Below are 14,192 nucleotides of genomic sequence, written 5' to 3' on the forward strand. Positions count from 1 at the left end.
CCTGCCCGCCCTTGCTGCACTCGCCTGGAATAGCGTTCACACTGAGGGCGATGACGTGGCAAGCTGGGCGTCGCCAAACACTACTAACGCCAACAAGGGATAATTTGGAGCGGTAGAGCAGGCGCTGCTGCCGCCGCACTACCCGGTATTGCCGTAGGTGGCAGCGCCGAGCCGACGCTCAGGTGTAATAAGGCGTCGGCCGGCGCTCGAACCCGTGCTCGATTCGCAGCCTGATGGACGGGTGGATGTTGAGCCCGTCAAGCGCGTCGCGGTCGACCCAGCAGACCTCGCTCGACTCACTGCTGGTGGTCAGCTCACCGCCAACAGGCCTGGCCCGAAAGCAGATGGAGAATTCCTGCCGGACCTCGCCGTCGTCATACGCGATGACATGAGCCGGATTCGAGTAAAGACCGATCAGCCCGACAACCTCGATATCTACCCCGGTTTCTTCCTTCACTTCGCGCACGGCGGTCTGCGACAGGGTCTCGCCAGGTTCCTGGCCACCACCTGGTATGGCGTACCGATCGTTGTCGGTACGCCGGATCATCAGCAGCCGGTCGCGGTCGTCAAGAACGAAAGCACTCACCGCGGGCTTAACGCTGTTGGCCTGCGGAGCACCGGGATCATGGAAGAAATCCTCACGAGCCATGCCAGCTCCTAAAAGGTGGCCGGATTCGACAGTCGCCAGACGGATTCGAAGCTCTCCGCGTACGTCTCGAACAGATCACCAGCGGACAGGTTTCGGAGGTGCAATGCCGGCGCGTGCGCCCCTTGGCAGCCATACACGTGGGTGTTGACGATCATCTCGTCGTCAAACCTGAACATCGAGTTGTACAGCGTTGTCTTGTGAAAACGCATGTCCACTCCGGCAACATCCACCAAGGGCCGGTAGAAGGCCAGCGCGTTGCGGATCCGAGCGCCCAGCGTCCCCTTCCCCAGCCCTTCCTCGTCACTGCGCCTGGCCACTTCCCGGCTTGCCGGATCGCCGAACAGCAGCCTGATCCGGGCCCCGTTCCTGCCCTTCTCCGCAAGGTCCTTGATGAATGTCGGGCGCTCGACCAGGAACAGAGCGGCATGCGCCAACACCTCGACCCGTTCCGCGGCCTGACCGATCAGGCGGTCCCAGACCTCGGCCGGGATGGAGTGGCGATGCGGGTAAACCTTGACCACTTCGGATTCGGCGGCTTCCGCCTTGCGTTGTGGAGCGGCAGCGTCAGGCCAGAGGTAGTTCTCCGACTCGCGCACGAGCGATGCGATCGCGTAGCGGTGCTTTGGGTACGGCGTGCGGTTCTTGGTGATCCACCGTTCCACTGTCTTGGGATCCACCCCGGCCGCCCGGGCCACGTGCGCCAGGTCCAAACCGTTGCGCAGCAGGGCATCTCGTAGCCGTTCATTCGGCACGCCAACCCCCTTCGCACGCCTGGGGACGTCTTCACGGTATCAGGACGTCCGCAGACGTCCTGCGGTGTGGTGCTCCTGTCCTGGGGTTTCGCCGAGAGTTGATCAGGTGGATCGCACCGGGCACCGGCCACGACCGACACCAGGCCGCACTGCTCCTGCTCGCCCGGCGATCACCAACGGCACCGACGAACTCAACGCGGCGGGTGCGCCGCAGAAGGACGGGGAGTGATGGGGTTCAACGTGACCTGCACGCCGGGTCGTGACGCGGCAGCCGGGATGGTGCACATCACCGAGGAGCTTCCCGCGCTGGTGGTCTACCTCGACCCGGTCAACGTGGCGATCCAGATCCCGCCACAGCCCGGCGGCGCTGCTTCGCTCGCCAGGTTCTGCCGCGAGTTGGCGCGTGAGTCGCTGAAGCTGGCCGAGTACCTGCTCGGCCACGACGACGGCCGGCACGCCCTGGGCGGGCAGCCCGACGAGCAGCCCGCCGGCTCACCCGACCGCCAACAGCAGTGACCTGGTGACCACCGGGCGGGCGACCCCGACTGCCGCCCGCCCCGTGCCTCTTCACCGGCTCAAGGACCTGATGGTTCGGATGCAGCACGACGAAAGGTGGGCGACGCTGATCCACCAGCGAATGGCCGGCGTTGCCGGCGGCGAGGTCGCGCTGGGGAACACGAAGGCCCAGGTCTGGAGTGGACACCCCGTGACCTGGGCCTTTGTGAGTTGGAGCGGATGACGGGAATCGAACCCGCGTTCTCAGCTTGGGAAGCTGATGTTCTACCATTGAACTACATCCGCAAGGTGTGGATGAGACTACACGATGCCGGACCCGCCGCGCAGCCACCCCCTCCTTCATGACTTAGGGTGAGGCATGTGCTTCTGAGTGACCGGGATCTGCGTGGTGAGGTCGAGGCTGGGCGGCTGGTGATCGACCCGTTCGACCCGGCCATGCTGCAGCCTTCCAGCATTGACGTGCGGTTGGACCGCTTCTTCCGCGTGTTCGACAACAGCAAGTACACGCACATCGACCCCTCGCAGCAGCAGGACGAGCTGACCTCGCTGGTGGAGAAGGACGGCGAAGAGGCGTTCGTGCTGCACCCCGGCGAGTTCGTGCTCGGGTCGACCTACGAGACGGTGGCGCTGCCGGACGACCTGGCCGGTCGGCTGGAGGGCAAGTCGTCGCTGGGTCGGCTGGGGCTGCTCACGCACTCCACGGCCGGGTTCATCGACCCCGGGTTCACCGGGCACATCACGTTGGAGCTGTCCAACGTGGCCAACCTGCCGATCACGCTGTGGCCGGGGATGAAGATCGGCCAGCTGTGCCTGTTCCGGCTGTCCAGCGCGGCCGAGCACCCGTACGGGTCGGAGCGGGCCGGGTCGCGGTACCAGGGGCAGCGCGGGCCCACGCCGTCGCGCGCCCACCTGAACTTCCACCGGATCGACACCCGGCGCTGACCAGCGGCGGCCACGGCCGTCACTGGTTGAGGACGTGGCCGTAGCGGGCCAGCACCCGGGCGCGCAGTTGCGGGTCGTTGCGGGGGACGGGCTCCAGGAAGATCTCGTCCAGTTCGGGGAACTGGGCGCGCAGTTCCCCGTCCACGCGCACGCACGCGCGTTCCAGGTCGGCCGCGCTCAGCTGGTCGTTGAAGTCCAGGCGCGCGCACAGCAGCACCCGGTCGGTGCCGGTGAGCATGGTAAGCAGGTCCACGACCTGGTCCACCTCGGGCACGGCGGCCAGGCGCGTGTGCAGGGCGCGCACCAGGCCGCGGTCGGCCTGGCGGCCGACGAGCAGGCCCAGGTTGGTGCGGCCGAGGATGAACGCGACGCACGCCAGCAGCACACCGATGGCGATCGAGGCGATCCCGTCCCACAGCGACGACTCGGTGAACTGGTGCAGGCCGATGCCGGCGAACGCCAGGAGCAGGCCGATCAGCGCGGCGGTGTCCTCCAGGAACACGGTCTTCACGGTGGGGTCGTCGGACAGGCGCAGGAACCGCATGATCGACCAGCCCTCGGCGGCGGCCTCGCGGCGCACCTGGCGGACCGCCTGGGCCCAGGACACCGACTCCAGGGCGAACGACAGCCCCAGCACCACGTAGGCAACGCCAGGGCTGGTCTGTTCCACGGGCTCGCCGAACACCGCGCGGAAGCCCTCGACGAACGCGAACAGCGAACCCGAGGCGAAGATCGACACCGCGGCCAGCAGCGACCAGAAGTAGCGCTCCTTGCCGTAGCCGAACGGGTGGCGCCGGTCGGCGGGCCGGCCGGAGCGGCGCAGTGCGGTGAGCAGCAGGGCCTCGGTGAGGGTGTCGGCCACCGAGTGGCCGGACTCGGCGAGCATGGCGGCGGAACCGCTGATCACCCCGGCGATGCCCTTCATGATCGCGATCGCCAGGTTGACGGCCAGCGCGATCACCACGGTCAGCGTGCTCTCGCCACCCGAACCCGCTTCCGGGCGAGCCGTGGGTGGGGGTTGGGTCGCCATCTGACATCCACCTCCCTGGCTGTGCCGCGCGCTGGATCAACCGTAGGGCGCCGGGCCGGCTCGTGCTCACCGTTGCGGCCCTGACCTGCTGTTTCTGCGGGAACGGCCGACCTGATCTAGGGTCGGCGGGGTCGGGAGGAGTGCGGGGCGATGGAATTTCTGATCAAGGTGTTGATCACCGCGGTGGCCGTGTGGGTGGCCACCGTGGTTCCCGGGATCGACCTCGTCGACGCCTCACCGGCCGCGCGGATCGGCACCCTGGTGCTGGTCGCGCTGGTGTTCGGCCTGGTCAACGCGGTGATCAAGCCCGTGGTCAAGCTGGTCGGCTGCCTGTTCTACCTGCTCACACTCGGCCTGTTCGGGCTGGTGGTGAACGGGCTGATGTTCTGGCTGGCCGGGTGGATCTCGGCGGAGCTGGGCCTGCCGTTCCAGGTCACCGGGTTCTGGCCGGCGTTCTGGGGCGCGATCATCGTGGCGCTGGTGAGCTTCGCGCTCAACCTCGCCTTTGACCGCACCCGCCTGGTCACCCGGCGGTAATTCGGTTGACCGGCGATGGCCGGCGTTGATTCCCTCTGCGCTGTCATGCTCCACAGCTGATCTCGTGCCAGTTCGGCCCGCGTCCGAGGCGCCCCGCCCGGCGGGCCCCGCCGCCGTGGCTCGCGGCCGGCACCCGAGGTCAGCTGAAACCCCGTTCCTGGGATTTCCCGCGCCTCGGTGTGCGGCGGCCGCGCTGGGTCGTCCAGCGGCTGAGTGAGCTGTCGAGCCGGTCACCCCACATCGCGGAGTCGAGGAGTACATCCATGGCTGATCCCGTTGTCGACTTCCTGCTGGCCAACCAGCACACCCTGACCACGCTCGACCCGGACGCGCCCCTGGACGACCTGGAGCCGCTGCGCGAGATCGTCGGCACCGCCCGGGTGGTCGCCATCGGCGAGAACAACCACCACGTCACCGAGTTCTACCGGCTGCGGCACCGGGTGCTGCGGTTCCTGGTGGAACGGCTCGGGTTCAGCTGTTACGCGCTGGAGTCCGGGTTCACCGAGGGGCACCTGGTGGACGACTGGGTGCGCGGCGGGCCCGGTGCCGTGGCCGACATCGCCGAGCAGGGCATCACCTGGACCGTCGGCAACACCACGGCCATGCACGACACGCTGACCTGGCTGCGGTCCGCCCGGGCCACCCACCCGGTGGAGTTCGCCGGGCTGGACATCCCCGCCTCGGGCGGCTCGCCGCACCCGGCGCTGCACGCGGTGGCCGAGTTCCTGCGCGGGGCCGACCCGCACGCGGTGGCGTTCGTCGACGCCGCGCTCGCGGCCACGGCCGGCTACGCCGCCCCCAACGGGGACCTGGCCACGGGCAGGTACACCCAGCTCAGCCCGGCCGAGCGGGACGCGGCCACGGCGGCGCTGGGCCGGCTGGCCGCCCACCTGGACGCGCTGCGGCCCGGCTACCTGGCGCGCGGCCAGGACCCCGGGGCGGTGGCCCGGGCCCGCCAGCACGCCCGGGCCGCCTGGTACACCGACCACTACCTGCGGGAGGTCGCCTCGGCCACGGCCGGCGCGGGCGACTGGGAGGCCAGCGCGCGGGACGTGTTCATGGCCGAGACGGTCACCCGGCTGCTGGACCGGCACGAGCGGGTGGTGGTGGGGGTGCACAACGGGCACGCCCAGCGCACGCCGTTCACCCCGATGCCGGCGATCGCGCTCCAGTCCGTGGGCTGCCACCTGGCCGAACGGCTCGGTGCGGACTACCGGGTGATCGGGGTGACCGGGCTCGGCGGCACGACCGCGGGGTTGCGGGTGAACCCGGACCGCCCGCTGGGCATCGAGGTGTACGCGGAGCCGCTGGCCGAGCCCGAGCCGGGCAGCCTGGAGGCGGCGTTCGCCGCGGCCGGCATCCGATCCGCCCTGGTCGACCTGCGGGGGTTGCGCGGGCGGGCGGCGGGGCCGAGCACCCTGCGGCACGCCACCATGTTCGCGCCCACCCCGGTGGCCGAGGCCTTCGACGCCGTGGTCTGCCTGCCCGAGCTGCACGTGACCGAGTACGCCGACCAGGGCTGAGCAGCCGCGGATCGGCCGGTCGCGCTGGTGTCGGGTCCGGACAACGCGAGAGCCCCGACTGGCGGGGCGGCCGGCCGGGGCTCTCGCGGGTGCCGGGATCAGTTCCGCGTGGACTTGTCCTGGTCGGGCAGGGGGGTGCCGGTGGGCGCGGCGTCGGTGGGGGTGTCCGCGCTGTCGCCGGCGGCGCCGGTCTGGCCGCGCTTGACCGCGGCCAGCAGCATCTGGGACACGTCCACGACCTCGATGTTCTCGTTGGCCTTCTGCTCGTTCTGCCTGGCGGTGACGCCGTCGGTGAGCATCACTCGGCAGAACGGGCAGCCGGTGGCGATCTTGGTGGGCGCGGTGCCCAGTGCCTCGTCCACCCGCTCCAGGTTGATCCGCTTGCCGATGCGCTCCTCCATCCACATGCGCGCGCCACCCGCGCCGCAGCACATGGACCGGTCGGCGTGGCGGGGCATCTCGCGCAGGGTGGCACCGGTGGCGCCGACCAGTTCGCGCGGCGCCTCGTAGACCTTGTTGTGCCGGCCGAGGTAGCACGGGTCGTGGTAGGTGACGTCCTCGGCGACCGCGGCGACCGGCACCAGGCGCCGCTCCCGCACCAGCCGGTTCAGCAGCTGGGTGTGGTGCACCACCTCGAAGTCGCCGCCGAGCTGCGGGTACTCGTTGGCCAGGCTGTTGAAGCAGTGCGCGCAGGTGGCCACGATCTTGCGCTTGGCGCGCTCGCGGCCCTCGAACACGGAGTTGAGCACCTCGACGTTCTGCTGCGCCAGCATCTGGAACAGGAACTCGTTGCCGGCGCGGCGGGCCGGGTCACCGGTGCAGGTCTCCTCCGGGCCGAGCACCACGTACTTGACGTCGGCGATGTGCAGCAGTTCGGCCACGGCCCTGGTGGTCTTCTTGGCGCGGTCCTCGAACGCGCCGGCGCAGCCGACCCAGAACAGGTACTCGGTGTCCGGCGCCAGCTCGCCGTCGAAGACCGGGACCTCGAAGTCCAGGCCCTCGGTCCAGGCCAGCCGGTCCCTGGCGTTCTGGCCCCACGGGTTGCCCTTGTTCTCCAGGTTCTTGAACATGCCGCCGAGTTCGCTGGGGAAGTTCGACTCGATCAGCACCTGGTAGCGCCGCATGTCCACGATGTGGTCGACGTGCTCGATGTCCACCGGGCACTGCTCCACGCACGCGCCGCAGGTGGTGCACGACCACAGCACCTCGGGGTCGATCACGCCCAGCTCGTCGGCGCCGCCGATCAGCGGGCGGCCGGCCTCGGCCAGCGCCAGCACGTCGATCTTGGCCAGCCTGGCCTCGGCGTCGTCACCGGTGATGCCCACCTCGTCGCCGGCCATGTCCTTGCGGCCGCCGGCCAGCAGGTAGGGGGCCTTGGCGTAGGCGTGGTCGCGCAGCGAGGTGATCACCAGCTTGGGCGAGAGCGGCTTGCCGGTGTTCCAGGCCGGGCACTGCGACTGGCAGCGGCCGCACTCGGTGCAGGTGGTGAAGTCCAGCCAGCCCTTCCAGGAGAAGTCCTCGACCTTGCCGGCGCCGAAGACGTCCTTCTCCGGGTCGGCCTCCTCGAAGTCGAGCGGCTTGCCCTCGCTCATCATCGGCTTGGCCGCGCCGAGCGCCACGCCGCCGTCGGCCTCGCGCTTGAAGTAGATGTTGACGAACGCGGTGAACCGGTGCCAGGCCACGCCCATGGTGATGTTGCTGGAGATCACCATGACCCAGATCATCCCGCTGAGGATCTTGACCGCGGCGAACACGGACACGGCCGCGGTGCTCGACGGCAGCCAGGACGCGATCAGGTGGGTCAGCGGGGCGGCCCAGACCGGGGTGTGCAGCAGGCCGGCGGCCTCCTTGACGGCGCGGATGCCGACCACGCCGACGCCCTCGATGAGGACCACGGCCTCCACGAAGTAGGCCTGCCAGAAGTTGGAGCCGGCGAACCGGGACTGGCGGTCGCCGCGCCGGGGGTGGTTGCGCTGGCGGATGGCGATCAGCACCAGTATGCCGACGATCGTGCCCCAGCCGAGGATCTCCACGAACAGGTTCCACAGCGACCAGGGGCCCAGGATCGGCAGCTCGTAGGCGGGGTTGAACACCTCGCCGTAGGCCTCGACCACGGCCAGGATCAGGCCGAGGAAGCCGACCATGACGAACCAGTGGGCCACGCCGACCGTGCTCCACTTGAGCATCCTGGTGTGGCCGAGAAACTCCTTGACCACGGTGGCGACGCGCGCGCCGAACGGCCCGTTGCGGGTCGGGTCGGGTTGCCCGAGACGAATCGTGCGCACCATCCGCGTCACTGTCGTCACCAGCATCGCCACCGCGACGACCGTGACGACCACGCAGATCAGGCCGAGCACGATCTGCAATGCACCCATCCTCGCGGCCTTCCTGTCCGGAACCTGTTGTGCGGGAGATTACGCCCTATTACTCACCAGTAACCACCTTTGCGTGGCCTGTGTCGCACCTGACACCGCACGCCCCGCAACAGCCCAGTGTCACCCATCCGCCGACCGGTCGAACCACGCGGATTGAATCTGGGACGCTCGTTCAACTAGTTTGGTGGGACAAACGTTCAGCTTTCTGGGGGCTGGGCGTGGTCACGAGGGGGATGACATGGGCTCGCTCGCCGCGGTGTTCGGCCTGTCCCTGCTGGACAGCCTGAATCCGTCCGCCCTGCTGGTCACGGTGTTCCTGCTGGTCCGAGGGGGCGGGGCCGTCCGGGTGGGGACGTACGTGGCGGCCATCTTCAGCACCTACCTGCTGCTCGGCGTGCTGCTCATGTCCGGGATGACCACGCTGGCCGCGCTGACCGACCACCCGGTGGTGGACCGGGTCGGCCACGCGCTGATGGCCGTCGGCGGGCTGGCCATGCTGGGCTACGCCCTGTTCGCCCCGAGCGAGCCGGCCCGCCCGGCCCGGCGCCGGCTGCCAGCGGCGAACCTGGCGCTGCCCGCGGTCTTCGCCCTGGGGGTGACCATCACGCTGGTCGAGTTCGTCACCGCGCTGCCCTACCTCGGCGCGCTGGGCATCCTCACCGCCGGCGGTTTCGCGGTGGCCGTGTGGCTGCCCGTGCTGATCGGCTACAACCTGGTCTTCGTGCTGCCCCCGGTGCTGCTGCTGGTGCTCTGGCGGGTGGCGGGACACCGGGTGCGCCCCCGGTTCGAGGGGTACCTGGACAAGCAGCGGGATCGGGGCCGCACGCTGCTGCTGTGGGGGCTGGGCCTGGTGGGGTTCTTCCTGGCCAGGCAGGGCATCTTCTACTACCTGGTGCTCTTCGGCGTGGTGCGCCCGTGACCGGTGCGCACCGGGCGGGTCCGGGTGGGGAGCCGAACGAGACGGGTGGAGGCAGCGTGGCGGACAGCGCGAGTAGGGCGGACAGCGCGAGCAAGGCGAGCAGCGCGGGCGAAGCAGGCACGGCCCGGGCGGACACGGACCGGGCCGGCCGGGTGGACGGCCGGCGGGCCAAGGGCGAGCGCCGGCGGCAGGCCATCATCGAGGCCACCCTGCGGGTGATCGAGCGGGACGGCGTCGCCGGGGTCACCCACCGCAGCGTGGCCCGTGAGGCCGGGGTGCCGACCACGGCCACCACCTACTACTTCGCCAGCCTGGACGAGCTGCTGACCGCCACGCTCACCTGGTCGGCCGACGCACTGGCCACCGAGATCACCGGGCTGATCAGCCGGGCCCTGGCCACCGGGGACAGCGGTGCCGGTGACGCGGCCGAGCTGCTGGCCGCCGCGGTCGGCCGCAACCGAGGCCGCAGCCTGGCCGAGTACGAGCTGTACCTGTTGGCCGCGCGCCGACCCGAGCTGCGGCCGGCCGCGCGCCGCTGGATCAACGTGCTCGCGGAGACCCTCGGCCCGCACAGCGACGACCCGGTGGCCCTGCGGGCCCTGCTCGCCGCCGTGGACGGGCTGGTGTTGCAGGGCCTGATCGCGGACGAGCCGCCCACGGCCGAGTCGATCCGGCCGGTGCTGTCCTACCTGATCCGCCCGGCCGAGCACCTGGCCGCGGCCCAGGCCCGGCGCACCCGCCGGACCGGACCGCCCGGCGGCGCCGATCAGGCCGGGTCGTCCCGCCAGGAGGACACCTCGGCGGAGCCGAGCACCGGCCAGAGCGGTCCGGTGGCGTAGTCCCCGCCGATGTCCTGCCACCAGTTCAGCTGTTCCCTGGTGGCGATGCCGTCGGTGACCACCGCGATGTTCAGCTCCCGCACCAGCGGCACCAGCGCCGCCACCGCCTTGGCCACCGCCGAGTCACCCGTCCTCGGGATCACGGCCGGCAGCTGCCTGCTGAACTTGACCGCCTCCACGCCCAGTTCGGCGGCCTGGTCGATGTCGGACGGGTCGAAGTCGTACAGACAGGTGCGGATGCCCATGCTGGCCAGCGTCCGCAGGTTGTCCTCGGGCACGCCGTCGCGGTGGCCGAGCACGGACGCGGGCATGCCAAGCGACACCCGGTCGGTGGGCATGCCGGTGCCCTCGAACGCGCGCATCACCGCGGCCACCAGGTCCTGGTCCTGGGCCTGCTGGGCGGTCAGGTCCACGCCGAGCCACGGCGCGTTCTCGCCGAACCGCCGCCACCACCCGGCCGCCTGCTCGCACGCGGTGTGCAGCGCCCAGCCGCCCAGGTCCCGGCTCAACGCGGTCAGCTCGGCCAGTTCGAGGCACTCGGTGTGGTGCAGTTCGCCGTGCTCGGCGTGGTCCCAGCGCACCACCACCTGCAGACCGATCGGCCGGGTCGTGCCGTCCATCCGCAGCACCGGCTGGTAGCAGGTGCTGATCTCGCCGTTCTCGAACGCGCCGGCCATGCCGGCGGCCAGGGCGTAGCGCTGCTGGTCGGCCCGGTCCAGGTCGGCGTCGTAGGTGGCCCACTGGCGCTTGCCGGTCGTCTTGGCCAGCCGCAGGGTGGCGTCGGCCTGGCGGAGCAGTTCCGCGGAACTCACCCCGCGCGCCGGCCGGCGCACCGCGCCCGCGCTGACCGACACGGCCACCCCCACCTTGTCGCTCACCGCGCCCTGGTGGGCGCCGGGTCGGCCGGCGTCCAGGTAGGTCGGCTCGGCGAGCTGCTGGTTGATCCGGTCGACCAGGGTGCCCACGTCCGGCGTGTCCGGTCCGTTCTCGATCAGGATGGCGAACTCGTCCGGGCCGACCCGGAAGACCATGGCGTTCTCGTCGGCCACGCTCTCCCGCAGGTGCTGGGCGACGATCTTGAGCAGCTGGTCGCCGCTGGCGTAGCCGAGGCCTTGGTTGATCAGGCCGAACCCGTCCACGTCCACCAGCAGCAGGGTGATCTCCCCGGTCTGGCCGGCGCGGCCGAGCACGGCGGCGAGCTTGGAGTCGGCGTTCTGCCGGTTGCCCAGGCCGGTGAGCATGTCGTGCAACGACTGGTAGCTCAGCCGCTTGTGCAGGGCCTGCTGGTCGGTCAGGTCGACGACCACGGTCACGAAGTGCTGCACGCTGCCGTCCTCGGCGCGCACCAGCAACAGCACCACGTCCACCCACACCCGGTCGTCGTGGTTGCCGATCAGCTCGCGCTGCAGCCGCTTGCTCGGCATGTCGGCGAGCAGCATCTCCTGGAAGCACGCGCGCAGGAAGGCCAGGTCGTCGGGGTGGAACAGGTCGGCCCACCCGGTCCTGGCGACCTGCTCGGGACTGTGCCCGAGGATCTCCGCGATGGCCGGGTTGGCCTCGACGAAGTGCCCGTCGGCGTCGGACACGGCCATGCCCATGGGCGAGGAGTCGAACAGCGCGCGGAACCGGGCCTCGCTGGTCCGCAGCAGGTGTTCGCTCCTGTTCTTGGCCCTGATCAGCGCGTCCTTGGCCACCTCCTGCTGGGCGAAGGTGCGCTCCCGGCGGGCTTCGGCGTAGCCGGCGGCCAGCGCGCCGAGCACGGCGAACACCCGGGCCGACAGGTCCGGCACGGCGGCCAGTTCGGGCAGGGCGAGCAGGCCCGGGCCGAGCACGGACACGGTCCGCCGCAGGCTGCCCGGGTTGCTCAGGTTGACCTCGATCAGGCGCTCGCCGACCGCGGCGGCGGTCCGCTCCAGCTCAGCGTCGTCCGGGCCGTGGTCGAGCAGGGCCGGCACCAGCTGGTCGACCAGGCCGCGCAGGTGCGCGTGGAACCGGTCCCAGGACAGCAGGACGTAGCTGGTGCCGGCCACGGCCGACGCCCAGGCCTGCGCCAGCTCGTCGCGCGGGTCGCCGCCAGCGTCAGGCACGGCCGGCCCCACCGGTTCCCGGGCACCCCGCTGCTCGTTCGGGTGCGGATCCACCGGGTGTAGCGGTCATCAGCGCTCCCTCCTCCCCCACGGAAATCCCCTGACCCTACTGGGCGTTGACCTCCCCCGAACGGCCCACGTGGTCACTGTGAGCAGATAGTTGTTCTGCTCCGCGTGTCCATCCCGACCGGCGGCAGCCGATCAGAGGTAGGCCGATGCGGGGATGTTCACCGACCGTTCCGGGTTATCGGCAGGCACAAAGTGCATCTGCAGAGTGTGCGCGTTCGAACACGCCTCGCCAAGAGGCAGCTCGCCGCGGACCAGCGCGGCAACTGGACCGGTCGGCCGGCGCAGGAGGCGGCACCGGGGAAACCCGGAGGCCGGCTCAGGGTCCGTCCCGGATGGCCGAGGCGCCCGCGCTGCCTAGCATCGGCACTGATCAGATTCAGGTCGTTCAACCAACCCCCGGGGGACGCTGTGGAGTTTCGGCGAGCATCCAGTACCGGCCTGGGCGTGGCCGCCGCAGCCGCCGCCCTGTTCAGCCTGTCCGCGTGCGGCTCGATGACGGGCATCGGCGACACCGACTTCTCCGACGGGGCCTCGGTCAGCGATCGGGTGAGCGCGGTGCGGTTGGACACCCGCAGTGGCGACGTGCGGGTCGTGGCCCGGGAGGGCGCGACCACCAGGGTGAACTGGACCCTGCACTACTTCGGCGAGCGCCCCGAGCAGCCGCCGTTCCAGGTGGACAACGGCACCCTGGTGCTGAGCGGCTGCCCGGAGACGGCGGACCGGTGCTCGGCGGACTACGACGTGGTGGTGCCCGCCGGCACCCCGGTCACCGGCTCGACCAACTCCGGCAAGGTGTCCCTGGAGCAGGTGGCCGAGGTCGAGCTGACCACGTCCTCCGGTGACGTGACCGTGCGCGGTGTCGCCGGCGACGTCGGGCTGCGGACCAACTCCGGCGCGGTGATCGTCAGCGACGTGGCCGGCGCGGTGCGGCTGGAGTCGAACTCCGGCCGGGTGGAGTTGTCCGAACTGCACCAGGGCATGACCGTGCGGACGGGCTCGGGGGACGTGGCGGCCAGCGCGATCGGCGGCGGCCGGGTCGACCTCGACGTGCGGTCGGGCGACGCCACCGTGGCGCTGGTCGACCGGCAGGACGTGACGGCCAAGGTGACCTCGGGCGACCTCACCCTCACCGTGCCGGCCGGGGCCTACCAGGTGAACTCCCAGACGGACAGCGGGGACGCCGAGATCGGCGTGACCCAGGACCCGACCGCGGACCACCGGCTGGACCTGACCGCCAGGAGCGGCCGGCTGTCCGTCGGACAGGGCTAGTCGCCCCGTCCCGGTGCGCGCCCGTCTCGGCCGGACCTCGCCCCAGGCCGAGGCGGGCGTTTTGGCGTTGGTCACCCCCGGGAGCGCCCGGCCGCGCCCCCGCGTTGTCACTGGAGAGGTTTCCGCTGTTCAGCGCGGCTTTCCTCGCTGGGTGAGCCACCCCTTCGAAGGAATCTGGGCGGCCCGGGAACAACAGGCCGGCCACTGTCGTTGGACTGGCAGGAAGCTTGAGCGAAGCGGACTCAAGTCTGGGTTGACGATCCGGGCCCGGTCCGCCCAAACTTGAGTCGAGGCCGCTCAACATGCGGCACGTACCACAACGGGAGGATTCCATGGCGCGAGCGGTCGGCATCGACCTGGGGACGACTAACTCCGTCGTCGCTGTCCTTGAGGGCGGTGAGCCGACGGTGATCGCCAACTCGGAGGGTTCCCGCACGACTCCCTCGGTCGTGGCCTTCGCCAAGAACGGCGAGGTCCTGGTGGGCCAGTCGGCCAAGAACCAGGCCGTGACCAACGTGGACCGCACCATCCGGTCGGTCAAACGCCACATCGGCACCACCTGGACCACCAGCGAGATCGACGGCAAGAAGTACACCCCGCAGGAGATCTCCGCGCGCGTGCTCATGAAGCTCAAGCGCGACGCCGAGGCCTACCTCGGTGAAGAGATCACCGACGCGGTGATCAC

At 70.5% G+C, this 14,192-nt stretch carries 12 protein-coding genes, 1 tRNA gene and 1 pseudogene; 8 read left to right on the forward strand and 6 right to left on the reverse strand.

Features of this window, described 5'->3' with window-relative positions; genetic code table 11:
* Positions 1-178 precede the first annotated feature (178 nt).
* The gene (locus LX83_RS15935; protein ID WP_253771959.1) at positions 179-649 is read right to left on the reverse strand and encodes an NUDIX hydrolase; all 471 of its coding nucleotides are present in this window, start codon (positions 647-649) and stop codon (positions 179-181) included.
* An 8-nt stretch (positions 650-657) separates the two neighbouring features.
* On the reverse strand, positions 658-1,401 hold the full coding sequence (locus LX83_RS15940) for a DUF5919 domain-containing protein (protein ID WP_253771961.1): 744 nt from the start codon (positions 1,399-1,401) through the stop codon (positions 658-660).
* Between the two features lie 228 nt (positions 1,402-1,629).
* Here LX83_RS15940 and LX83_RS15945 point away from each other — a divergent pair, with 228 nt between their 5' ends.
* On the forward strand, positions 1,630-1,917 hold the full coding sequence (locus LX83_RS15945; RefSeq protein WP_253771963.1) for a hypothetical protein: 288 nt from the start codon (positions 1,630-1,632) through the stop codon (positions 1,915-1,917).
* A 211-nt stretch (positions 1,918-2,128) separates the two neighbouring features.
* On the opposite strand, the gene LX83_RS15950 is transcribed toward LX83_RS15945, so the two are convergent.
* Positions 2,129-2,202, reverse strand: a tRNA-Gly gene (locus tag LX83_RS15950).
* A gap of 75 nt (positions 2,203-2,277) precedes the next feature.
* Between LX83_RS15950 and dcd the strand changes: the two genes are divergently transcribed.
* Positions 2,278-2,859: a dCTP deaminase gene (gene dcd / locus LX83_RS15955; RefSeq protein ID WP_253771965.1), complete on the forward strand. Its 582-nt coding sequence runs from the start codon at positions 2,278-2,280 to the stop codon at positions 2,857-2,859.
* Positions 2,860-2,878: 19 nt separating this feature from the next.
* Here dcd and LX83_RS15960 read toward each other — a convergent pair whose 3' ends face one another.
* Complete coding sequence (locus tag LX83_RS15960; RefSeq protein WP_253771967.1) at positions 2,879-3,889, reverse strand: cation diffusion facilitator family transporter; 1,011 nt, start codon at positions 3,887-3,889, stop codon at positions 2,879-2,881.
* A 150-nt stretch (positions 3,890-4,039) separates the two neighbouring features.
* Between LX83_RS15960 and LX83_RS15965 the strand changes: the two genes are divergently transcribed.
* Positions 4,040-4,426 (forward strand): phage holin family protein, encoded by a 387-nt coding sequence (locus LX83_RS15965; protein ID WP_253771970.1) that lies wholly within the window; start codon positions 4,040-4,042, stop codon positions 4,424-4,426.
* Between the two features lie 263 nt (positions 4,427-4,689).
* Entirely contained in the window at positions 4,690-5,949 is a 1,260-nt protein-coding gene (locus LX83_RS15970) for an erythromycin esterase family protein (protein WP_253771972.1), read from the forward strand.
* Positions 5,950-6,047: 98 nt separating this feature from the next.
* On the opposite strand, the gene LX83_RS15975 is transcribed toward LX83_RS15970, so the two are convergent.
* Positions 6,048-8,324 (reverse strand): (Fe-S)-binding protein, encoded by a 2,277-nt coding sequence (locus LX83_RS15975; protein WP_253771974.1) that lies wholly within the window; start codon positions 8,322-8,324, stop codon positions 6,048-6,050.
* A gap of 238 nt (positions 8,325-8,562) precedes the next feature.
* Between LX83_RS15975 and LX83_RS15980 the strand changes: the two genes are divergently transcribed.
* On the forward strand, positions 8,563-9,243 hold the full coding sequence (locus LX83_RS15980) for a GAP family protein (RefSeq protein ID WP_253771976.1): 681 nt from the start codon (positions 8,563-8,565) through the stop codon (positions 9,241-9,243).
* A gap of 152 nt (positions 9,244-9,395) precedes the next feature.
* Positions 9,396-9,944: pseudogene (locus LX83_RS15985) on the forward strand (TetR/AcrR family transcriptional regulator); the annotation flags it as partial.
* Positions 9,945-10,009: 65 nt separating this feature from the next.
* On the opposite strand, the gene LX83_RS15990 reads toward LX83_RS15985, so the two are convergent.
* Positions 10,010-12,169, reverse strand: coding sequence for an EAL domain-containing protein (locus tag LX83_RS15990; RefSeq protein WP_253771978.1), 2,160 nt, complete (start codon positions 12,167-12,169; stop codon positions 10,010-10,012).
* A 513-nt stretch (positions 12,170-12,682) separates the two neighbouring features.
* Here LX83_RS15990 and LX83_RS15995 point away from each other — a divergent pair.
* The gene (locus tag LX83_RS15995; protein WP_253771980.1) at positions 12,683-13,507 is read left to right on the forward strand and encodes a DUF4097 family beta strand repeat-containing protein; all 825 of its coding nucleotides are present in this window, start codon (positions 12,683-12,685) and stop codon (positions 13,505-13,507) included.
* A gap of 332 nt (positions 13,508-13,839) precedes the next feature.
* A partial coding sequence (locus LX83_RS16000) for an Hsp70 family protein (protein WP_253771982.1) occupies positions 13,840-14,192 on the forward strand: 353 nt, incomplete at its 3' end.

The organism is Goodfellowiella coeruleoviolacea (assembly GCF_024171785.1).
Taxonomy (GTDB): domain Bacteria; phylum Actinomycetota; class Actinomycetes; order Mycobacteriales; family Pseudonocardiaceae; genus Goodfellowiella; species Goodfellowiella coeruleoviolacea.